The organism is Pantoea sp. JZ2 (assembly GCF_035191405.1).
Classification (GTDB): Bacteria; Pseudomonadota; Gammaproteobacteria; order Enterobacterales; family Enterobacteriaceae; genus Pantoea; species Pantoea stewartii.
This window is the reverse complement of the sequence record NZ_CP045247.1, coordinates 3,172,926-3,194,704: the sequence shown is the minus strand read 5'-3', so window position 1 is coordinate 3,194,704 and position 21,779 is coordinate 3,172,926. Positions and strand designations below refer to the sequence as shown.

The following is a 21,779-nucleotide window of genomic DNA, read 5'->3' as shown; positions in this document are numbered from 1 at the left end:
GAGTCGGGTCCAGTAGCGTGAACTTTAGCAAATGAAGCATCAGGTTAACGTCAGCACGGCGAAATGCCAACCGTTTGCGATAAAATTCATTGTCCGGTCGGCAGAATTACCGGTACTTATAGGGAGAAGGGGGCCACGTATCGGCTGCGCTGAATAAAGGCAATAAAAAACGGAGCCGAAGCTCCGTTTTTTGTACTGCATCAACAAACTTAGAACTGGTAAACCACACCCAGGCCGACTACGTCGTCGTTAGGAATGCCCAGTGGGTTGTTTTTGTCCAGCTGGTTGATTTTATAATCAACGTAGGTGGCCATGTTTTTGTTGAAGTAGTAGGTTGCGCCCACATCGAAGTATTTGTAGATATCCGCATCGCCGATACCTTCAATGTCTTTGCCTTTAGACTGAACGTAAGCCAGTGAAGGACGCAGACCGAAGTCAAACTGGTACTGTGCAACCAGCTCGATTTCTTGAGTTTTGTTAGCGAATGCATCACCGCTAAATGTCTGGCCGTTTACGTTGAACACACCGCTGATTGGTGTAGAGTTGCGGGTTTCACCGTACATCGCTGCCAGGTATACATTGTTAGCGTCATATTTCAGCGCAGTTGCCCAGTTTTCTGCATGCTTACCAGCACCAACGCCAGCGCCACGAGCGGTTACTGCGTTGTTGTTACTTACGGAACCGTCAGACTGGGTATTGGTACGATCGCTGCTGCTATAGGCACCTACGATACCCACGCCGATCGGAGAGGTGTACGAGGTTGAAATACCGTAGCCGTCGCCATTAGCACGACGAGGATCGGTACGATCGTTTTTGCCTTGATACTGAAGCGCAAAATTCCAGCCATCTACCAGACCAAAGAAATTGGTGTTGCGGTAGGTCAGCAGACCGCCGTTACGACCGTTCATGAAATTATCTGTGTAGCCTGAGTCGCCACCAAATACTGGCAGCATATCGGTCCAGCCGATTGCATCATAAACCACACCGTAATTACGGCCGTAGTCGATTGAGCCGGCATCGCCGAATTTCAGACCCGCAAAGCCCAGACGGGTTTTGTTACCGCTCTGCGCGTCAGAACCTTCAGAGTTATTACCCTGGATGTTGTATTCCCACTGACCGTAACCAGTCATCTGGTCATTGATCTTGGTTTCGCCTTTGAAGCCGAAGCGAATATAAGTCTGATCGCCGTCATCACCTGAGTTATCAGAGAACTGGTGACGTGCATCCACTTTACCGTACAGGTCCAGCTTATTGCCGTCTTTGTTATAAACTTCTGCTGCATTGGCTGCGCCAGCGGCGAGCAGAGCAGGGATAACCACTGCCAGAATGTTGCGCTTCATCATTATTTATTACCCTCATTGGAGTTATTTGGACACCTGCCACTGCCGTCAAGAAATCTTTACATGAACCTTGAAAGAAGTTTGGTGTCTCCTGTGTCTGCACGCATCTTTCCATCCCCCATCGGGTAATTCTACTGCGAAAATGCTACAAAAGTCGTAATCTTGTTTCAAAGATAAAAAATATATTTCTAAATGTAAAAATAACGGAACTTTGTGAGTCATATCAAAATTTACAAAAATAAAAAAAGGCCGGCGAAGCCGACCTCTTTATATATATGAATTTCTTATATTAAATGCTGAAAATCAGAAGCTCGCATTACGTGGCGTACGTGGGAATGGAATAACATCTCTTACATTTTGTACGCCTGTGACATAGGCGATTAAACGTTCGAAACCTAATCCGAATCCGGAATGGGGAACGGTGCCATAGCGACGCAGATCACGATACCACCAGTAATCCTCTTTTTTCAGCCCCATCTCTTCCAGACGCGCATCCAGTACATCCAGACGCTCTTCACGCTGTGAACCGCCGATAATTTCACCAATGCCAGGCGCTAACACATCCATCGCGGCCACGGTTTTACCGTCTTCGTTAAGGCGCATGTAGAACGCTTTGATGTCTTTCGGGTAGTTTTTCACAACGACAGGCGCTTTAAAGTGTTTCTCCGCCAGGTAACGCTCATGCTCAGAAGACAAATCAATGCCCCAGGAGACAGGGTTCTCAAACGTCTGGCCGCAGTTCATCAGAATCTCGACGGCATCGGTATAGTCGACCTGCGCAAAGTCTGTGGTAACAAAGCGCTCCAGACGAGCGATGGCGTCGTTATCAACGCGCTCGGCAAAGAACGCCATGTCGTCTGCACGTTCTTCCAGGACGGCTTTAAATACATACTTCAGCATGGCTTCCGCCAGATCGGCCGCATCATCCAGGGAGGCGAAGGCTATTTCCGGCTCCAGCATCCAGAATTCGGCGAGATGACGGCTGGTGTTGGAGTTTTCGGCCCGGAAGGTGGGGCCAAAGGTATAAATTTTTGACAGCGCACTGGCGTAGGTTTCGCCGTTGAGCTGGCCGGATACCGTCAGGAAAGCTTCCTTACCAAAGAAGTCTTCTGAAAAGTCGACTTTGCCCTGATCGTCACGCGGCAGGTTTTCCAGATCCAGCGTTGATACGCGGAACATTTCACCCGCACCTTCGGTATCGGAAGCGGTAATCAGCGGCGTAGAAACCCAGAAATAGCCGTTCTCATGGAAGAAACGGTGCAGCGCCTGCGCCAGCGTGTGACGAACACGGGCTACGGCACCAATCAGGTTCGTGCGTGGACGCAGGTGGGCCACTTCACGCAAATACTCAATGCTGTGACGTTTAGCCGCCATAGGATAGCTGTCGGGATCTTCCACCCAGCCTACCACCTCCAGCTTTGTCGCCTGGATTTCAAACGCCTGCCCCTGGCCCGGAGATGCCACAACGGTACCCGTGACAATGACGGAGCAGCCGGTAGTCAGGCGCAGCACTTCGTCCTGGTAATTATTCAGAGAATTATTGACGACGGCCTGAACGGGATTAAAGCAGGAGCCGTCATACACGGCGATAAAGGACAGACCGGCTTTTGAATCTCTTCGGGTACGTACCCAACCACGTACGGTGACTTCACTGTCAACCGCGACGCGACCGTGCAGTACATCCGCTACAGGCACTACGCTCATAAATATCTCTCTATATAGAAGAAGTGTGTGAATGAATTCCCCAGACTGGGGTGTTGCTATGTTACTTGCGAGTCAACAGGAAACAAGCAAAATTCAGGGGGAAGGGCAGATTTATTGCCAGGAAAGCGGGGCGCAGCGCGCCCCAGTCACATAGCGCTTAGCTGGCTTTTTTTACCAGTGGCAGGTCAAAGGCTTTTCTCAAGGCTCTGACGAAGGCTTTATCCTGACAAATGGTTTTGCCCGGACTGTCTGACAGCTTGGCAACTGGCTTCCCGTTACACTGCACCAGCTTAATGACAATATTGAGTGGCGTCACGCCGGGAATATCGCAGGTCAGTCGGGTGCCAATGCCAAACACCACGTGAGTACGCTGACCAAAGTGGCGATAGAGCGCCAGCGCTTTATCCAGATTCAGGTTGTCGGAGAACACCAGGGTTTTACTCTGTGGATCTATGCCCAGTTGCTGATAATGCGCCAGGGCTTTTTCACCCCATTCAACCGGGTCGCCCGAATCATGGCGTAAACCCTGGTAACGGCGGGCGAAGACCGGGCCGAAGTCGCGCAGGAAGGCGTCCATAGCGATGCAGTCCGTTAACGCAATACCCAGTTTGTCATCATATTCATCCAGCCAGGCCTGTAACGCGGCCCGCTGGCTGTTCGCCAGCACCGGACTGATTTGCTGAAAAGCCTGAAACCATTCGTGCGCCTGCGTGCCGACAGGCGTCAGTTCAAGACGGCGGGCCAGATCATAGTTGCTGGTGCCCATCAGCCAGGGAAAGTCCTGCTTCAGCGTACTGACAATGGCTTCCTGCACCGACCGGGAATAGCGGCGACGGGTACCAAAATCCATCAACCGAAAACGTGACATATCGGTATCCGCAATTTGCGTTTTAAACGTCGCCAGTTTCTGGTGCAGAAAGTCCACGGCCTGCTGACTGCCGGTGTGTGGTGTACGATGGCGATGCACCACTTCGCTGATCAAGGCCAACAGGGGAACTTCCCACATGATGACCTCACGCCAGGGCCCCTGAATTCGGATGGCCAGCTTGCCGTTGTGATTTTGCACGTCGACCTGCTGGGGGTCATAGCGAAAATTGCGCAGCCAGTTAAGGTAGTCGTCAGCAAAGAAGGGGAGGTCAGATAACCAGGCATATTCGGCGTCGGTCAGCGCCAGCGTCTGCATGGCACTGATCGCTGCACGGATTTCGTCAGCATAAAAACCCAGTAACTCATCGCTGCGGCAGCGAAACTCCGCCGCTACCGTAACATCATAGTAGCGGTGGAAGACGGCTTGCTGCATATGAAGCTTATACGCGTCAGTATCCAGCAGCGAAGTCAGTATCGGGGAAGCATGTCCTGTCATGGCGCGTTTCGGCATCCTGTTCGGTGGCGCAGAGCCCGGTGTATTAAACGTCACAAAGACGCAAAAGTATAAATCACTAACAGACGGCGATCACAGCATATTTCAGGATAGCGAGTCGAGGCCGAATTGTGTCATTGTTAAGAAAGTGTAGCCATTTTGCCCACGACATGCATTACGCATGGCAAGCTTAACGCATCAGGCTTAGACTTTGACGGGTAAACTATTCATTGCGAGACGAAATATGACGCAGCAGCCAAAAATAAAATATCGCCACGATTACCGGGCTCCCGATTATACCATCACCGATATTGATTTAACCTTTGAACTGGATGAGTCGACCACGCGCGTCACGGCCATCAGTCAGGTTAAACGCCAGGGTGATAACGGGGCTGAATTGCGTCTGGACGGTGAAGATCTGACCCTGATCTCGCTGGAAGTTAATGGCCAGGCCTGGACGGCTTATAAAGAGGAAGAAGGCGCACTGGTACTCAGCCAGTTGCCAGACAGTTTCACGCTGAAAATCGTGAATGACATCCATCCTGACCGCAACAGCGCGCTTGAAGGATTGTACAAGTCCGGTGAGGCACTTTGTACGCAATGTGAAGCCGAAGGCTTCCGCCATATTACCTGGTATCTGGATCGGCCGGATGTGCTGGCGCGTTTCACGACCACCATCATTGCCGATGGCAACCGCTATCCTTTCCTGTTGTCGAACGGCAACCGTATCGACAGTGGTCATGACGAGCAGGGACGTCACTGGGTTAAATGGCAGGATCCGTTCCCGAAGCCCTGCTATCTGTTTGCGCTGGTGGCAGGTGATTTTGACGTGCTGCGCGACAGCTTTACCACGCGTTCGGGGCGTGATGTCGCACTGGAGATCTTTGTTGACAGAGGCAATCTGGACCGCGCCGACTGGGCAATGACCTCGCTGAAAAACAGCATGAAGTGGGATGAAGAGCGCTTTGGCCTGGAGTATGACCTCGACATCTTTATGATTGTCGCGGTGGACTTCTTTAATATGGGCGCGATGGAGAATAAAGGGCTTAACATCTTTAACTCCAAATATGTGCTGGCAAAAGCCGAAACCGCAACCGATAAGGATTACCTGGGGATTGAGGCCGTGATAGGCCATGAATATTTCCACAACTGGACCGGCAACCGCGTCACCTGTCGTGACTGGTTCCAGTTGAGCCTCAAAGAGGGCCTGACCGTCTTCCGCGATCAGGAGTTCAGTTCAGACCTGGGATCGCGCGCCGTTAATCGTATCGATAATGTCCGTATCATGCGCGGCGCGCAGTTTGCTGAGGATGCCAGTCCGATGGCGCACCCGATCCGGCCGGATCAGGTGATCGAAATGAATAATTTCTACACCTTAACCGTGTATGAAAAAGGATCGGAAGTGATCCGCATGATGCATACCTTGCTGGGAGAGGAGAACTTTCAGAAAGGGATGCAACTGTACTTCAAACGGCATGACGGCAGCGCCGCCACCTGCGATGATTTTGTTCAGGCGATGGAAGACGCGTCTGGCGTTGATCTGTCTCAGTTCCGCCGCTGGTACAGCCAGTCAGGTACACCAACCGTCACGGTACGCGACGACTACAATCCGGAACTGGAGCAGTACACGTTGCACGTTACGCAACACACGCCACCGACAGCCGATCAGAAAGAAAAGCTGCCGCTACACATCCCGCTGGATATCGAACTGTATGACGGCCAGGGCAAGGTGATTCCGTTGCAGCGCGATGGCCATCCTGTGCATCACGTCCTGAACGTGACGGAAGAGTTCCAGACGTTTACGTTTGATAACGTCTATTTCCAGCCGGTGCCGTCACTGCTGCGTGAATTCTCCGCACCTGTGAAACTTGATTATAAGTGGAGCGATGCCCAGCTCACCTTCCTGATGCGCCATGCCAGTAACGATTTTTCCCGCTGGGATGCGGCGCAAAGTCTGCTGGCAACCTATTTACGTCTCAATGTTGCGCGTCATCAGCAGGGGCAGCATTTGTCACTGCCGCTGCACGTTGCCGATGCTTTCCGCACCGTGCTGCTTGACGCAGACAGCGACCCGGCATTGACGGCGCTGATTTTGACGTTGCCGAGTGAGAACGAAATTGCCGAGCTGTTTGAGATTATCGATCCGCAGGCCATTGCGCTGGTGCGCGAAGCGTTGGCCCGTACGCTGGCGCGTGAACTGGCGGATGAATTCTTTGCCGTGTATAACGCCAATCAGCAGGCGGACTATCACGTTGATCATGCGGAAACAGGCAAACGGTCACTGAAAAACATCTGCCTGTACTATCTGGCGTTTGGTGACATGGATCTGGCCGATAAACTGGTTCAGGCACAGTATCAGCGCGCGAATAATATGACCGATTCCCTGGCGGCACTCTCGGCCGCCGTGGCGGCGCAGTTGCCGTGCCGTGACGCTTTACTGGCTGACTATGACGATCGCTGGCATCGCGATGGCCTGGTGATGGACAAATGGTTTATGTTGCAGGCCACCAGCCCGGCGCAGAATGCGTTACTTAACGTGCGCCGGTTGCTGTCGCACCGTTCGTTCAGCATGGGGAACCCCAACCGTATTCGTTCATTGATCGGTGCCTTCGCATCGGGGAACCCCTCGGCCTTCCATGCCGAAGATGGCAGCGGCTATCGCTTCCTGGTCGAGATGTTGACGGATTTAAATACCCGAAATCCGCAGGTTGCGTCGCGCATGATTGAGCCATTGATTCGTCTGAAACGTTACGATACTCGCCGTCAGGCGCTGATGCGCCAGGCGCTGGAGCAGCTACAGGGTCTGGAGAAACTGTCGGGCGATCTGTACGAGAAAATTACCAAGGCGCTTAACGCCTGATAAAAAACGGCGGGCCATGGCCCGCCGTTTCATCAGCGCTGTTGCGCATAGCGCGGCGGTTTATCTGCCGCACTGCGACGCATCACCCGATCCAGCACCTCCGCTTCCAGCTCGGCCAGACGGGCGGAACCCCGCCGCCGGGGACGCGGCAAATCAACCTGCAAATCCAGCCCAATCCGACCTTCCTCAATCAGCAGAACCCGATCCGCCATTGCAACCGCCTCACTGACATCATGAGTGACCAACAGCACCGTAAAATTGTGTTGCTGCCACAGTGATTCAATCAGCTCCTGCATCTCAATTCGGGTTAACGCATCGAGCGCGCCGAGCGGCTCATCCAGGAGTAGCAGACCGGGACGATGAATCAGGGCGCGAGCCAGCGCCACGCGCTGTTTCTGACCGCCAGACAGGGCGGCAGGCCAGTCACTGGCGCGATCGGCCAGCCCAACGGCCGCCAGCGCCTCGTGTGCGGCTTCCCGCCAGGCATTGCCCCGCAGACCAAGTGCCACGTTATCAATCACTTTTTTCCAGGGCAGCAGTCGCGCATCCTGGAACATCAGACGGGTTTCGTCGCGCGCCGTGTGCAATGGCGCAGTGCCGGCCAGTAGCTGACCCTCAGTGCTGTTTTCCAGCCCGGCCAGCAAACGCAGTAGGGTACTTTTGCCGCAGCCGCTGCGGCCCACGACGGCCACAAATTGTCCAGACGGTATGTGCAGGTCAATGTTATTAAGAATCGTACGCTCGCCATATTTTTTGCTGACGCCCTTTACACCAACCGGCGTACCGGCCGTCAGACGCGCCGGGATAGCGGAGTTAATCATGCTGCTTCCTCCTTATGTTGATAAGCCGGATGCCAGCGTAACCAGACACGTTCCAGCAGTAGCGCACTGACATCGGCCAGTTTCCCCAGCAGGGCATAAAGAATAATGGCGACCATCACCACATCGGTTTGCAGAAACTCACGGGCATTCATGGCCAGGTAGCCAATCCCGGCGTTAGCGGAAATGGTTTCAGCCACAATCAGCGTGAGCCACATTAATCCCAGACCAAAACGCACGCCGACCATGATGCTCGGTAACGCACCCGGCAATATCACCTGCACAAACAGGCTCCAGCCTGATAAGCCATAGCTGCGTGCCATTTCAACCAGCCCCCGATCCACGTTGCGAATGCCGTGATACGTATTCAGATAAATCGGGAACAGTGTGCCCAGCGCCACCAGAAAAATTTTGGCGGTTTCATCGATACCAAACCACAGGATGACCAGCGGGATAAGCGCCAGATGAGGCACGTTACGTAACATTTGTACCGAGGTATCCAGCAGGCGCTCGCCCAGACGTGAGGTGCCGGTAATCAATCCCAGCACTAACCCGATCGAACCGCCGATGCTAAAGCCCAGCAGCGCGCGCCAGCTGCTGATAGCCAGATTCCGCCACAGCTCGCCGCTGGCGGCCAGTTGCCAGAAGGTGGTGACGATCTTCTCCGGTGCCGGCAGGATACGGCTGGAGAGCCAGCCGGTCTGCGACGCAATCTGCCAGACCACGACCAGTAACACCGGTAACAGCCAGGGCACAAGCGCCGCTGAGAAGGATTGACGTAATCGGATCATGGCGATCTCCTCAGGCCCGTGCGGCTTTTTTCTCGGGGGTAAAATCGTTTGCAACTGCTTCACCGTGCGCCTGAACGACCCGAGGTTGAGGCACTTCAGGTATCTTCAGATCCAGGTGGGGAAACAGCAGCTCGCCCACGCGATAGGCTTCTTCCAGGTGCGGATAGCCGGAAAGAATAAAGGTTTCAATACCCAGCGCTTCGTACTCTTTCATTCGCGCCGCTACGGTTGGAGCATCGCCCACCAGCGCGGTACCGGCACCGCTGCGAACCAGCCCAACGCCAGCCCAGAGATTGGGGCTAATCTCCAGTTTGTCACGGCGACCTCCGTGCAGGGCGGCCATGCGTTGCTGCCCAACGGAATCGGTACGCTGGAAGGCGCTTTGCGCTCTGGCAATGGTGGCGTCATCGACGTTAGCAATGAGTTTGTCGGCGGCCTGCCAGGCTTCTTCATTGGTTTCACGGACGATGACATGCAGGCGGATACCAAAACGAACCTGGCGGCCCTGAGCAGCGGCTTTCGCGCGCACCTGTTCAATTTTTTCTTTTACCAGTTCAGGCGGCTCGCCCCAGGTGAGGTACACATCAACCTGTTCAGCGGCCAGATCCTGAGCGGGCTCTGATGACCCGCCAAACCACAGCGGTGGACGAGGCTGCTGCACCGGCTTAAACATCAGGCGCGCCCCGCGCACATGCACATGCTTGCCCTCGTAGTCTACTGTTTCACCTTCCAGCACCCGGCGCCAGACGCGGGTGAACTCGGCCGATTCGGCATAGCGTTCACGATGGTCGAGGAAAACGCCATCACCTGCCAGCTCTTCGGGATCGCCGCCCGTTACCAGATTAAACAGTGCACGTCCGTTAGACAGGCGATCGAGCGTCGCGGCCTGGCGGGCGGCCTGAGTCGGTGAAATCACGCCAGGGCGCAGGGCAACCAGAAAACGCAGGCGCTGAGTGACCGGAATTAATGAGGCGGCCACCAGCCAGGCATCTTCACACGAGCGGCCGGTCGGGATCAGCACGCCACCAAAACCCAGGCGATCGGCTGCCTGCGCGACCTGCTGCAGATACGCATGATCGACCGGGCGCGCACCTTTGGCCGTGCCAAGGTAGTGACCGTCACCATGGGTGGGCAGGAACCAGAATACGGAAACACTCATTTTTCTCTCCTTATTGCGTCACGCTACGGGGATGCCAGATGCGATCGGCAATTGATACTTTCACGGGAATCAGGTGATTGGCATAAAACAGATCGGCGGTTTTCTGTTGTAACGCAACAGTGTGCGCGCTGACCGGACTGACCGGGCTAGGGGGACGATGATCCAGATTACTGGCAATGACCGCCTCAGGCAGGCCAATGGAGGTGGCAAGCAGATGAATGCTCTGGTCACGTTCGCTGCGCGTCAGCGCTTCCGCATCGCTAAAGGTTTTGAGCGTTGCTAAGACAAAGTCATTATGGTTCTGGGCGAATGCGCGCGTCGCAAGGTAGAACGGACCGGTCTGATTGAGTGTGGTACCGTCTTTTAAAACGCGAACGTGCCCCTGAAGCAGCACTGCGGAATAATAGGGATCCCATATCGCCCAGGCATCAACGTTACCCTGCTGAAAGGCCGCGCGGGCATCGGCAGGCGTAAGATAAACCGGCTGTATATCTTTGATTGACAGGCCGGCCTCCTCCAGTGCGCGCAGTAACAGGTTGTGCGAGCTGGAGCCTTTCTGAAAGGCCACTTTTTTGCCCTTCAGGTCGGCCACCGATTTCAGCGGGCTGTCCTGGCTGACCAGAATCACCTCGGCTTTGGGCTTAGGCGGCTCCGAGCCGATATAGAGTAAATCTGCCCCCGCCGCCTGGGCAAAAATGGGTGGAATATCGCCGGTACTGGCAATATCAATACTGTTAACGTTCAGGGCTTCCAGCATTTGCGGCCCGGCTGGAAATTCAACCCACTGTATTTTGGTCTGAGGGAAACGCGTTTCCAGTAACCGGTGAGCTTTTGCCAGCACCATACTGACCGATCCTTTCTGGTAGCCGATACGCACCTGTTCGGGGGCTGGCTCAGCAGCATAAACCTGAGTTCCCGTTATCAACATCCCTGCCAGTAACCACGCGCTTACTATCCGTTTCATGCTTAATCCTTATACTGCCCAGGCAACCGGTTGATGACGGCGTGACAACGCCAGTGAGAAAGAATCCACCGCCTCATCCAGGCGGGTGGCCAGAAGGGGATCCAGTTCTGGCTGACGATCGTAATGCGTGATCTGTTTATCTTCGGCATAAACCCCATGAAGCACTTCTTCCGCTTTCAGCGCGTTTAAAACGGGCTTGAGCGCGTAATCCAGCGCCAGCATGTGGCCTGCGCTGCCACCACTGGCAAGCGGCAGCACGACTTTGTGGGCCAGTGCGCGTTCGGGCAACAGATCCAGCACCGTTTTCAGCGCACCCGAGAAAGACGCCTTGTAAACGGGCGTAGCAATCACCAGACCATCGGCGGCAGATAAATCCTCACTCAGCGCCAGAATCGCCGGGGAATCAAAGCGGGCGTTAATAAGGTCTTCCGGCTGAAAGTTATGAATATTCCACGGAATAACTTCCACACCGCGCGCTTCCAGTTTGTGCTGGCACAGCGCCAGTAACGAGGTGGACCGTGAAGGAAACCGTGGACTGCCTGCCAGGGTAAGCACTCGCATTCACTACTCCTTATAACTGAAAGTTATTGATTATCTGTTGTTGAGAACTCAGGCTTTCATCCTGGCAGAGGCCACGGCAGGGCTTAAATGATTTTTCTGACAATCTAAAGGTGAAAACCGCAAAAGGAAGATAAGGCTTGGCATCTGGAATCCAGGAGAAAACCGCTACGACAAATCTTAAAAACGGCCTGGTACGCAACGGGATACATTAATCCGGATGAATGAATTCTCTGTCGCAGATGGATTTCGTACATTTGGTTACTTGAATATCGCAAGATTGAAATAAATCCATGAAAGAAAAGAATGGTCTTCTCTGACTGTGGGTTATCAAAATGGACAAAGCGAAAAAGATTCGATGTTTCAACGGGGTTTTGTGATGCAGTAAGCCTGGGTTTAAGACGGGTTCCACAAAAGTGTCAGATAAACAGGGCCAGCATTTATAAAAATTTTAATGGAATTTCACAACTGGTTACAGGCGGCAGGGCGAAAGTGAAAAGGGGACTGATGTATTTATTAAATGATTTCTCAACAAAGTGACGAAAGGTAAGTGATTAAACTTTAGTTTTTCTTACGATGGTTTTTGCCTGTGCTGCCTCCGCACGATATTGAGGCAGGCATTTTGCGGCATCAGGCATTAAAATAACGCTGCTCAATGTAAGCGCCTGTTATTTTAAATATAACTATTCGCCCTTAGTCAGTGCCTGTCTCAGGCTGGTGGATTTTATTTTTCATTTTCTAACAGCAGAGAAATCATGTATGTCTGACATCCTGTTATCGGTCATTATTCCAACGTACAACGTTGAGAAATATATTGTTGAATGCGTTGACTCCCTGGTAAGTCAAATTCGCGCGCCGAATGAAATTATCATTGTTAACGACAGTTCGACTGACGGGACAGTGGCGTTAATTGAACAGCATTATGCGCACCTGCCCCATGTCAAGGTGATCACGATTCCGAATGGAGGAGCAGGCAATGCGCGTGACAAAGGCGTAGAGGCCGCTAAAGGACAGTTTGTTTTTTTCTGCGATCCTGATGATGTGGTGGTGGACGGCCTTGTCAGCGAACTGGCTCAGGTCATTGAGCATTATCCGGATACGGATTTGTTTTGTTTTAATTCCAGTGCTTACCGTGAAGACAAACCGGAAATTACGTGGCCGAAAGTCAGGCACGGCCTGTTTGGCATTCAGCGCCCGCAGGATGTCCTGTTGGGATTGTTACAAAACGGTTCGTATACTTCCGCCGCCTGGAATTATGTCGTGAAAAAAAGCGTCATCCAGCAGCATCAGTTACGTTTTATCGATCGTGTTCATGAAGACCATAATTTTACGTTATCGGTGTTTATGAAATGCAATCAGGTCTGGGTAAGCCGTCAAACCTATTACAAACAGCGCATCCGTGGCGGCTCACTGACCAACAGTAGCAAAAACCCGACCTTTTTTATTCAACGCTACAATGCATTTATTACAACCTTCAACACATTGTGCCGTTCACTGCATAAAAGTGAATTGAAAAAGGATTTAGAAAAAGCCTACCTGTTTCATTCCTTCCGGTTGATGATTTATTTGTCGCTCTACAACCGGACGCCCGTTCCTGACTATGTGCTTAATGCGATTCGTTATTTCGGGCGCAGAGTTAAAGCCAGTAGTCTGAAAGAGTGGCTGCTGTTCAACAGTCCGGAAACCTTCATTTTATTGCAAAGCCATAAAGTGAAAAAAGAACTCAAACGCGTTCCGTAATTCCGAAAAATGGCAAGTGATATTGTTTGCACCTGAGCGAAATGAGAAGGTGAGGCATGCAATGTGTATAAGGTTGTTGCGACATGGCAAAAGTGCTCGATAAAAGTTTAGTAGTCAATATCTTATCTTTGCTGGCGTACCGGGGAGCTTCTTTCCTGTTTCCGCTGGCGACCTTACCCTACCTGGCGCGCGTGCTGGGTGTCGATCATATGGGGATTCTGGCGTTGGCCATCGCCTGCGTACTTTACTGCAGTACGATTTCTGACTGGGGGTTCAATGTTTTTACGACTAAAGACATTGCCCACCACCGTGATGACAAGGCGCGCGTGACGCAACTCTTCTGGTCAACATTCAATGCCAAACTGATGCTGCTGCTGCTGACCAGCGGCACATTGCTCACGGCGACCTGGTTTAATCCGTCCTGGCATTCATTGTTTTTTATTATTCTGGCTAACTGCACCACATTAGTCGGTTCACTGTTTTCCTTTGGCTGGCTGATGCAGGGTTTTGAGAAGCTGGGTAAAACGGCGATGATCGCCACCTTTGGCAACTTTTGTGCCATCCCGCTGACGTTTTTACTGGTGAAAACACCAGACGATACCTGGCTGGCGGCGCTGATACCGGGCGCGGTATCCATTATTAACGCCATTATTACGCTGAAGTTTGTGCTGGAAATGAAGGTGATTGGCGCGTATCGCTTCGAACCGAAAGAGATCAAACAGCGCATTACCGACAGTGCAGATGTGTTTATCGCCATTGCCGGTGCTAACCTGTTTAACAGCGTAAACGTCGTGATTCTCGCCAGCTTTACCTCCCACTACATGGTGGGGATCTACAACGGTGCGGACAGGCTGCGCAAAGCCGCGAATTCTGTACCGGAGCAGATTGGCAGCGCGTTTTTCCCGCGCGTCAGCCATCTGTTTGGTCGCGATAAAGCGGCTGCGGTTGCTGCCACACGTAAAAGCCTGATGCTGTCTTTTGGCCTCAGTCTGTCTATTGTGATCTTTACCTGGCTGTTTGCCGATCAGGTGGTGTCATTGCTGTTAGGCAAAGACTTCCTGCCGTCAGCCGATGTTCTCCGCGTCTTTGTGCTGTGCTTCCTGTTCGGCAATATCGCCTATCCCGCCGGACTGCAGATTCTGATTCCGCACGGGCTGGCGCGTCAGCGCATGATGGTGATGATGGTCGCGGGCGTCGTCAACGTACCTGTTTGCTGTTTGCTGGCGTGGAAATTTGGCGCGATCGGCGCAGCATGGTCAATGGTGCTGGCGGAAGTGCTGGTCTGTATCGGTATTTTTGGCATTATGGTTCGCCACAATATCTGGCGTGACTATGCGTTTCCGGACAGGATGAATTCGCGCACGGCAAACGATTCCGTTGTGTAAGATCAAATCTGCGTCAAACAGTTTCCTCGCTTAACGCCCCACGATTTACTTTTGCGCCAGAGCACCTTACCATTCTGGCGCACAATTTCCTGTGCACTGATTTCCACCGTCGCTTCCGTCTTCCAGGAGAGTGCATGTTTTACTCAATCGTCCGACCGGCGTTATTCAGGCTCGATCCTGAGCGCGCGCACCATCTCACCTTTCAGCAGTTACGCTTTATGAGCGGCACGCCGCTGGAAGCCCTTATCCGCCAGCGTTTACCCTCGCGCCCCGTGACCTGTATGGGGCTGACGTTTGATAATGCGCTGGGCCTTGCGGCCGGGCTGGATAAAAATGCCGAGTGCATTGATGCGTTTGGCGCAATGGGATTTGGTTTTGTTGAAGTGGGAACGGTCACGCCACGGGCTCAACCAGGTAACGATAAGCCGCGCATGTTTCGCTTAGTTGAAGCCGAAGGGATTATTAACCGCATGGGATTCAATAATCTCGGCGTGGATAATCTGGTGGAAAATGTCAAAAAATCCCGATTCAAGGGCGTGCTGGGCATCAATATTGGCAAAAATAAAGATACGCCAGTGGAGCAGGGCAAAGACGATTATCTGCTGTGCATGGAGAAAATTTATGCCCATGCCGGTTATATTGCCATCAATATTTCGTCACCGAATACGCCAGGTTTACGTTCTCTGCAATATGGTGAGGCGCTTGACGATCTGCTCAGTTCCATCAAAGCAAAACAAAAAGAACTGGAAAAGCGGCATCTCAAATATGTGCCTGTCGCTGTAAAGATCGCGCCGGATCTTTCTGAAGACGAGTTGATCCAGGTGGCTGACAGTTTAGTTCGCCACCAAATTGATGGCGTCATTGCCACAAATACCACACTGGATCGTACCCTGGTGAATGGACTGAAATATAGCGAGGAAGCCGGGGGATTAAGTGGACGTCCGGTTCAGTCGCGCAGCACCGCCGTCATTCAGCGTCTGTCACAAGAGCTGCAGGGGCGTTTGCCCATTATTGGCGTGGGCGGAATTGATTCACTGACCGCGGCACGAGAAAAAATCGCTGCCGGCGCCACGCTCGTTCAAATTTATTCTGGTTTTATTTATAAAGGTCCGGGCTTAATTAAAGATATCGTGACCCACATCTAAGAGAATCGCTCTATTAATGCGCCGGGGGGTTTATTTCTCTCTCCGGCTCGTTTATATTTTGTCCTGTTGCACGATTTTTCAGCATTCATTATTCTTCGACAGATATTTTGCCTTTAGCACAGCGGTAAATACAGGGCACACGATGAAAATTAAACCCGATGACAACTGGCGTTGGTATTATGACGCCGAGCACGACCGTATGATGCTCGATCTGGCTGACGGTATGCTTTTTCGTTCCCGCTATGCACGCAAAATGCTGACACCGGATGCTTTCACGGAATCCGGATTTTGTGTTGATGACGCCGCGCTCTATTTCACCTTTGAAGAGAAGTGCCGCCAGAGCCCGTTAAGCAGTAATCAGCGCGCCGAACTGGTGTTAAATGCGCTGGTGGCCGCCCGCTTTCTAAAACCCCTGATGCCCAAAAGCTGGCATTTCTCCGCACATCGCCAGCCAATGCAACCTGCGGTCGGCGAGATGGTTGAGGTCACGCTGGCCGAGAATGGCGAGCAGGCACGTTTGCTGGTGGTTGAAAATGGCGATAACGCCGCGCTCTGCCTGCTGGCGCAGCCCGCGTTAACGCTGGCGGGCAAAGGAATGGTGTTAGGGGATGCGATTAAAGTGATGAACGACCGTCTTCAACCGCATCAGCAGGAAAAAACCACGCGTTATGCACGCGCGGTGTAACTTACTTCACATCAATATCGCCGGCAGGAATACAACTGCAACTCAGTATTGTGCCATCATCACGGATGGCACTCTGTTTTAAGGGCTTCACTTTTCCCGCCACCAGGGTGATTTTGCAACTGCCACACAAACCTGCCCGACACGAGTAGGGAATGCGGAACCCCTGGGCTTCGAGCTGCTCAAGCAAAATTTGCTGGTTATCGCCGCTGAATGTCTGGCCCTGATACGAAATCGTCACCGCATTGGGGGATTGCTGCTGCGGCTTGAGGGTTTCCACAACCTCTCCCGCACCATAGGCGCGTGGCGGCTGGCGTTTGACGACCTTGACGTCATCACCGACACGAATAATCCCACTGTTTAGCGCAATAAGGTTCAGGCCAAAATCAATGTCACCACTGCCGTCCTGTGCGGTGCGAAAGCCCTGAAGTGTGGCGAGAGGTTGTCCGTCAGGATGTTTCTGGCCATTTTCAACGCTAACCGTAGTAAACACGCAACGACTGCAGGGCTTAGGGACGGCAAAATGTACCTGACCTACCGTAATCTCCGCCCAGTTGTCTTCATCCCAGGCAGGCGCACCGCTGACCACCAGGTTAGGACGAAATTGCTCAACGCGCACGCTGGCCGGACAGCGCTGCTGCAGATCCCGCAGAGAGGCATTATTCACTAACAGATAAGGATAGCCATCGGCAAACCCCAGCGGCACCTCGGTGAAGCGCTTCACGCGGCGTGACGGCTGTGGTCCAGTCCAGCGCAGTTGGACCGGTCTTGGGAAAAAGGCACTCAGCCACTGGTTGATCGCCTCGGGCGCGATACGGGCGGTAAAGGTGTTTCCCCATACCTCTGTTGGCGCTTCCGTTTGCGTAAAATCGGCGAAGCGAATCAGCGACTGACTGCCGTCGGGCGCCTGTAAAAATAATCCCTCAGGGGTGACGGCGGGCGTAAACTGCACCATTTCCGGGAACTGGCGCGCAGTAATAAAAGTGCCATCGGGTTCGGTCACCATAAAAATGCGATCGAAGGTCAATCCGCTGTTGGCAGCCCAGGCATGGGAAACCTGCAGCCCCCGCATTGATTTAACAGGATGAATAAACAAGCGGGAAAGCGTAATCATGACAGTCTCCTGAAGCAGGCGCGCAAGACAAAAGAAGCTAACTTTATGACATAGGTCTGCGATTCGCTATAATGCGCAACAATTTTCTCAAGAGTAAAAAGTGACGATATGAATTCTCTGTTTGCCAGCACGGCGCGTGGGCTCGAAGAGCTGTTAAAAAATGAGCTGGACGCGCTGGGCGCGCAGGACCTGCAAGTGGTACAGGGAGGCGTTCACTTCAAAGCTGACGATCGCGTCATGTATCAAAGCCTGATGTGGAGCCGTCTGGCGTCGCGCATTCTGCTTCCGCTGACGGAGGTGGGCGTGTACAGCGATCTCGATCTTTATCTTGGTGTGCAGGGCATTGACTGGCCTGCTACCTTTGGCAGCGATAAAACCTTTGTGGTGCATTTTAACGGGACTAACGAGGCGATCCGTAACAGTCAGTTTGGCGCGTTGCGTGTCAAAGACGCGATTGTTGACAGCTTTACCCGCCGCAATCTGCCACGACCAGACGTGGATCGTGAACAGGCGGATATCCGCATTAACGTCTGGCTCGACGACGATCGCGCCAGCATTGCACTGGACCTCAGCGGCAGCGCGTTACACCAGCGTGGTTATCGCCAGCAAACCGGTCAGGCGCCGTTGAAAGAGAACCTGGCCGCAGCCATTGTGATGCGTTCAGGCTGGCAAACGACTACGCCGCTCATCGACCCGATGTGTGGTTCCGGTACGCTGCTGATTGAAGCGGCACTGATGGCCTGCGATCGTGCGCCAGGTTTACTCCGGAGCCAGTGGGGCTTTACGGCCTGGGCCGGCTTTAACGAAAGCCTGTGGCTGGACGTTAAACGCGATGCGCAGGCGCGGGCCCGTGCGGGCACGGCGGCCTGTCAGGCACGTTTTTATGGTTTCGATAATAATGGCCGGGTGCTGGAATGGGCGAAAGCCAACGCCCGCCGCGCAGGCGTTTTCGAGTTGTTCACCTTTGGGCAACAGGACCTGCTGAAGCTGAACAATCCGCTTGAGAACGGCGTAACGGGCACGGTACTGAGTAACCCACCGTACGGTGAGCGTCTGGAAAGCGAGCCTGCGCTTATTGCCCTGCACAGTCAGTTGGGGCGGCTGATGAAGCAGCATTTTGCGGGCTGGAACTTATCGCTGTTCAGCGCCTCACCCGAGCTGCTCAGTTGCCTGCAACTGCGCGCCGATCGACAGTTCAAGGCGAAAAACGGACCACTGGACTGCGTACAGAAGAATTATCAGTTATCTGCCGCCAGTGGTGAGCGCGCCAACCAGATTGCCGAAGATTACGCTAACCGCTTGCGTAAAAACCTGAAGAAGCTCGATAAATGGGCGCGCCAGGAAGGGATTGAGTGCTATCGCATTTATGATGCCGATCTGCCTGACTACAACGTGGCGGTGGATCGCTATGCGGACTGGGTAGTGGTACAGGAATATGCGCCACCGAAAACTATCGACGCAAATAAAGCCCGTCAGCGCCTGTTCGATGTTATCAGCGCGACGCTCAGCGTGCTGGAGCTGCCGTCCAGCCGCCTCATCCTGAAAACCCGCGAACGCCAAAAGGGCAAAGCGCAGTATCAGAAACTGAGCGAGAAGGGCGATTATTTCGAGGTGCAGGAATTCAATGCCCGCTTCCTGGTGAATCTGACCGATTACCTGGACACCGGGTTGTTCCTCGATCACCGTATCGCGCGCAAAATGCTGGGCCAGATGAGCCAGGGCAAAGATTTCCTGAATTTGTTTGCCTACACCGGCACCGCCAGCGTCCATGCGGGGCTGGGCGGCGCGCGTTCTACGACCACAGTGGATATGTCGCGCACCTATCTGGAATGGGCGGAACGGAACCTGCGGCTGAATGGCCTGACAGGCCGTCAGCATCGCTTATTGCATGCGGACTGCCTGAGCTGGCTGAATGAAACTGATGAAAATTTCGATCTGATCTTTATCGATCCGCCTACGTTCTCAAACTCTAAACGTATGGAAGAGAGTTTCGATGTGCAGCGCGACCATATGATGCTGATGCGCAATCTGAAGCGTCTGCTGCGCAAAGGCGGCACCATCATGTTCTCGAATAACAAACGTGGTTTCAAAATGGATCTGGACGGCCTTAAGGCATTAGGCCTTCAGGCGCAGGACATCACACAGAAAACCCTGTCACAGGATTTTGCGCGTAATCGCCAAATTCACAACTGCTGGCTGATTACACATGCCGGTAAGGAATAAGCTACATGTCATTAATTAGTATCCACGGCGCTTATCTCTCCTTCAGCGATGCGCCGCTGTTAGATAACACCGAGCTGCACATCGAAGAGAATGAGCGCGTGTGTCTGGTTGGTCGTAACGGTGCGGGTAAATCCACATTGATGAAAATCATCAACGGCGAGCAACCGCTGGATGATGGTCGCATCATTTATGAGACCGATCTGGTCGTCGCACGTCTGCAACAGGATCCGCCGCGAAATATTACCGGCTCGGTTTACGACTTTGTGGCAGAAGGCGTACAGGAACAGGCGGAGCATCTGAAAGCCTACCACGCGATTTCCCATCAGGTCATGGAGGATCCGAGCGACAGGAACCTCAATGAGATGGCACGCTTGCAGGGCATTCTGGATCACCACAATCTGTGGCAACTGGAAAGTCGCATCAATGATGTGTTGCAGCAGATTGGCCTGTCGCCGGATACGGAGCTGTCGTCGTTATCGGGCGGCTGGTTACGTAAAGCCGCGCTCGGACGCGCGCTGGTCAGTAATCCACGCGTACTGATGCTGGATGAGCCAACGAACCATTTGGATATTGAAACGATTGACTGGCTGGAAACCTTCCTGAAAAGTTTCAGCGGCAGCATCGTGTTTATCTCTCATGACCGTTCGTTTATTCGCAATATGGCCACCCGTATCGTGGATCTGGATCGTGGCAAACTGGTTTCGTGGCCGGGTAACTACGACGCCTATCTGGAAGGCAAAGAAGAAGCCTTGCGCGTTGAAGAAATGCAAAACGCCGAGTTTGATCGCAAGCTGGCACAGGAAGAAGTGTGGATACGTCAGGGGATTAAGGCGCGCCGTACCCGTAATGAAGGCCGCGTCCGCGCGTTAAAAGCCCTGCGTCGCGAGCGCTCAGAGCGCCGTGAGGTGATGGGTAAAGCCAATATGCAGGTCGGCGAAGCGTCCCGTTCCGGCAAAATTGTCTTTGAGCTGGAGAATGTCGATTACGCGGTAGACGGCAAGCAACTGGTCAACGATTTCTCGGCGCAGGTTCAGCGCGGCGACAAGATTGCCCTGATTGGCCCAAATGGCTGTGGCAAAACCACCTTACTGCGCCTGATGCTGCAACAGCTTAAGGCCGACCATGGCCGCGTGCATTCAGGCACCAAGCTTGAAGTGGCCTATTTCGATCAGCATCGTGCAGAACTCGATCCCGACAAAACGGTGATGGATAACCTCGCCGAAGGGAAGCAGGAAGTGCTGGTGAACGGTAAGCCCCGCCATGTGCTGGGTTATCTGCAGGACTTCCTGTTCCATCCCAAGCGGGCGATGACACCTGTCAGAGCGCTGTCCGGTGGGGAACGTAACCGCCTGCTGCTGGCGCGTTTGTTTCTGCGCCCAAGTAACCTGATGATCCTCGATGAACCGACCAACGACCTTGATGTGGAAACACTGGAACTGTTGGAAGAGCTTATCGACGGCTATCAGGGCACCGTGCTGCTGGTCAGCCACGATCGCCAGTTTGTGGATAACACCGTGACGGAGTGCTGGATCTTTGAAGGCAATGGTGAGATTGGCACCTTCGTCGGGGGTTATCACGATGCCCAACAGCAGCGTGCGGCCTATAAGCAGCAAAAAACGCAGGTGACCGCGAAAGCGAAAGAGGCAAATCGTGCCGCTCAGTCTGCTGAACCGAAAAATGAATCTGCCAAACGCAGCGCGAACAAACTAAGCTATAACCTGACGCGTGAGCTGGAGCAGTTACCGCAAAAACTGGAACAGTTAGAGGCGCGTATCGGCGAACTGCAGGCAAGCATGAGCCACCCGGATTTCTTCAGCCAGCCGCACGATAAAACGCAGCCGGTGCTGGATGAACTGGCTCAGGTGGAAGCGCAGCTGGAAACCGCGTTTGCGCGTTGGGAAGAACTGGAATCAATGAAAAACGGCGGCTAGCGATA

The 21,779-nt window shown here is 53.3% G+C and carries 16 protein-coding genes; 7 read left to right on the top strand and 9 right to left on the bottom strand.

From position 1 onward, the window contains the following. Positions 1–209 precede the first annotated feature (209 nt). From ompF to pncB, 3 genes are all read right to left on the bottom strand, one after another. The gene (gene ompF, locus GC087_RS15390; protein ID WP_058701020.1) at positions 210–1,343 is read right to left on the bottom strand and encodes a porin OmpF; all 1,134 of its coding nucleotides are present in this window, start codon (positions 1,341–1,343) and stop codon (positions 210–212) included. 300 nt (positions 1,344–1,643) lie between these two features. Next, positions 1,644–3,044, bottom strand: a complete 1,401-nt coding sequence (gene asnS / locus GC087_RS15385; RefSeq protein WP_039341285.1) for an asparagine--tRNA ligase — start codon at positions 3,042–3,044, stop codon at positions 1,644–1,646. Positions 3,045–3,201: 157 nt separating this feature from the next. Then, a complete protein-coding gene (gene pncB, locus GC087_RS15380) occupies positions 3,202–4,407 on the bottom strand; it encodes a nicotinate phosphoribosyltransferase (RefSeq protein ID WP_039341282.1) in 1,206 nt (401 codons plus the stop codon). A gap of 241 nt (positions 4,408–4,648) precedes the next feature. Between pncB and pepN the strand changes: the two genes are divergently transcribed. Then, complete coding sequence (gene pepN, locus GC087_RS15375) at positions 4,649–7,264, top strand: aminopeptidase N (RefSeq protein ID WP_324028667.1); 2,616 nt, start codon at positions 4,649–4,651, stop codon at positions 7,262–7,264. A gap of 32 nt (positions 7,265–7,296) precedes the next feature. On the opposite strand, the gene ssuB is transcribed toward pepN, so the two are convergent. Genes ssuB through ssuE form a run of 5 tightly spaced genes read right to left on the bottom strand, consistent with a single transcriptional unit; the run spans position 7,297 to position 11,557 of the window. Next, positions 7,297–8,085: an aliphatic sulfonates ABC transporter ATP-binding protein gene (gene ssuB, locus GC087_RS15370; protein ID WP_033737625.1), complete on the bottom strand. Its 789-nt coding sequence runs from the start codon at positions 8,083–8,085 to the stop codon at positions 7,297–7,299. Next, positions 8,082–8,873, bottom strand: coding sequence for an aliphatic sulfonate ABC transporter permease SsuC (gene ssuC / locus GC087_RS15365; RefSeq protein ID WP_033737624.1), 792 nt, complete (start codon positions 8,871–8,873; stop codon positions 8,082–8,084). Before ssuC ends, ssuB begins: the two co-directional genes overlap by 4 nt. Before the next feature lie 10 nt (positions 8,874–8,883). Next, positions 8,884–10,032, bottom strand: a complete 1,149-nt coding sequence (gene ssuD, locus GC087_RS15360; protein WP_324028666.1) for an FMNH2-dependent alkanesulfonate monooxygenase — start codon at positions 10,030–10,032, stop codon at positions 8,884–8,886. Positions 10,033–10,042: 10 nt separating this feature from the next. After that, the gene (locus GC087_RS15355; protein ID WP_006118649.1) at positions 10,043–10,996 is read right to left on the bottom strand and encodes a sulfonate ABC transporter substrate-binding protein; all 954 of its coding nucleotides are present in this window, start codon (positions 10,994–10,996) and stop codon (positions 10,043–10,045) included. A 9-nt stretch (positions 10,997–11,005) separates the two neighbouring features. Further along, a complete protein-coding gene (ssuE, locus tag GC087_RS15350; protein ID WP_039341268.1) occupies positions 11,006–11,557 on the bottom strand; it encodes an NADPH-dependent FMN reductase in 552 nt (183 codons plus the stop codon). 756 nt (positions 11,558–12,313) lie between these two features. Between ssuE and GC087_RS15345 the strand changes: the two genes are divergently transcribed. The 4 genes from GC087_RS15345 (at position 12,314) to GC087_RS15330 (ending at position 16,509) form a co-directional block, all read left to right on the top strand. After that, positions 12,314–13,294 (top strand): glycosyltransferase family 2 protein, encoded by a 981-nt coding sequence (locus GC087_RS15345; RefSeq protein ID WP_324028665.1) that lies wholly within the window; start codon positions 12,314–12,316, stop codon positions 13,292–13,294. 83 nt (positions 13,295–13,377) lie between these two features. Next, positions 13,378–14,679: a flippase gene (locus GC087_RS15340; RefSeq protein ID WP_039341264.1), complete on the top strand. Its 1,302-nt coding sequence runs from the start codon at positions 13,378–13,380 to the stop codon at positions 14,677–14,679. A 134-nt stretch (positions 14,680–14,813) separates the two neighbouring features. Beyond that, the gene (pyrD, locus tag GC087_RS15335) at positions 14,814–15,824 is read left to right on the top strand and encodes a quinone-dependent dihydroorotate dehydrogenase (RefSeq protein WP_033737618.1); all 1,011 of its coding nucleotides are present in this window, start codon (positions 14,814–14,816) and stop codon (positions 15,822–15,824) included. A 142-nt stretch (positions 15,825–15,966) separates the two neighbouring features. Further along, on the top strand, positions 15,967–16,509 hold the full coding sequence (locus GC087_RS15330) for a cell division protein ZapC (RefSeq protein ID WP_006118654.1): 543 nt from the start codon (positions 15,967–15,969) through the stop codon (positions 16,507–16,509). A gap of 1 nt (position 16,510) precedes the next feature. Here GC087_RS15330 and GC087_RS15325 read toward each other — a convergent pair whose 3' ends face one another. Continuing rightward, a complete protein-coding gene (locus tag GC087_RS15325; protein ID WP_324028664.1) occupies positions 16,511–17,620 on the bottom strand; it encodes a YcbX family protein in 1,110 nt (369 codons plus the stop codon). A gap of 108 nt (positions 17,621–17,728) precedes the next feature. Between GC087_RS15325 and rlmKL the strand changes: the two genes are divergently transcribed. Both rlmKL and GC087_RS15315 read left to right on the top strand, forming a co-directional pair. Next, entirely contained in the window at positions 17,729–19,843 is a 2,115-nt protein-coding gene (rlmKL, locus tag GC087_RS15320; protein WP_289366488.1) for a bifunctional 23S rRNA (guanine(2069)-N(7))-methyltransferase RlmK/23S rRNA (guanine(2445)-N(2))-methyltransferase RlmL, read from the top strand. A 5-nt stretch (positions 19,844–19,848) separates the two neighbouring features. Beyond that, positions 19,849–21,774: an ABC transporter ATP-binding protein gene (locus tag GC087_RS15315; protein ID WP_033737615.1), complete on the top strand. Its 1,926-nt coding sequence runs from the start codon at positions 19,849–19,851 to the stop codon at positions 21,772–21,774. Positions 21,775–21,779: the final 5 nt, after the last annotated feature.

What these genes read in the sequence shown, in the direction of transcription:
- ompF (WP_058701020.1), bottom strand. Translation starts at nt 1,343, where the DNA reads ATGATGAAGCGCAACATTCTGGCAGTGGTTATCCCTGCTCTGCTCGCC.
- asnS (WP_039341285.1), bottom strand. Translation starts at nt 3,044, where the DNA reads ATGAGCGTAGTGCCTGTAGCGGATGTACTGCACGGTCGCGTCGCGGTT.
- pncB (WP_039341282.1), bottom strand. Translation starts at nt 4,407, where the DNA reads ATGACAGGACATGCTTCCCCGATACTGACTTCGCTGCTGGATACTGAC.
- pepN (WP_324028667.1), top strand. Translation starts at nt 4,649, where the DNA reads ATGACGCAGCAGCCAAAAATAAAATATCGCCACGATTACCGGGCTCCC.
- ssuB (WP_033737625.1), bottom strand. Translation starts at nt 8,085, where the DNA reads ATGATTAACTCCGCTATCCCGGCGCGTCTGACGGCCGGTACGCCGGTT.
- ssuC (WP_033737624.1), bottom strand. Translation starts at nt 8,873, where the DNA reads ATGATCCGATTACGTCAATCCTTCTCAGCGGCGCTTGTGCCCTGGCTG.
- ssuD (WP_324028666.1), bottom strand. Translation starts at nt 10,032, where the DNA reads ATGAGTGTTTCCGTATTCTGGTTCCTGCCCACCCATGGTGACGGTCAC.
- GC087_RS15355 (WP_006118649.1), bottom strand. Translation starts at nt 10,996, where the DNA reads ATGAAACGGATAGTAAGCGCGTGGTTACTGGCAGGGATGTTGATAACG.
- ssuE (WP_039341268.1), bottom strand. Translation starts at nt 11,557, where the DNA reads ATGCGAGTGCTTACCCTGGCAGGCAGTCCACGGTTTCCTTCACGGTCC.
- GC087_RS15345 (WP_324028665.1), top strand. Translation starts at nt 12,314, where the DNA reads ATGTCTGACATCCTGTTATCGGTCATTATTCCAACGTACAACGTTGAG.
- GC087_RS15340 (WP_039341264.1), top strand. Translation starts at nt 13,378, where the DNA reads ATGGCAAAAGTGCTCGATAAAAGTTTAGTAGTCAATATCTTATCTTTG.
- pyrD (WP_033737618.1), top strand. Translation starts at nt 14,814, where the DNA reads ATGTTTTACTCAATCGTCCGACCGGCGTTATTCAGGCTCGATCCTGAG.
- GC087_RS15330 (WP_006118654.1), top strand. Translation starts at nt 15,967, where the DNA reads ATGAAAATTAAACCCGATGACAACTGGCGTTGGTATTATGACGCCGAG.
- GC087_RS15325 (WP_324028664.1), bottom strand. Translation starts at nt 17,620, where the DNA reads ATGATTACGCTTTCCCGCTTGTTTATTCATCCTGTTAAATCAATGCGG.
- rlmKL (WP_289366488.1), top strand. Translation starts at nt 17,729, where the DNA reads ATGAATTCTCTGTTTGCCAGCACGGCGCGTGGGCTCGAAGAGCTGTTA.
- GC087_RS15315 (WP_033737615.1), top strand. Translation starts at nt 19,849, where the DNA reads ATGTCATTAATTAGTATCCACGGCGCTTATCTCTCCTTCAGCGATGCG.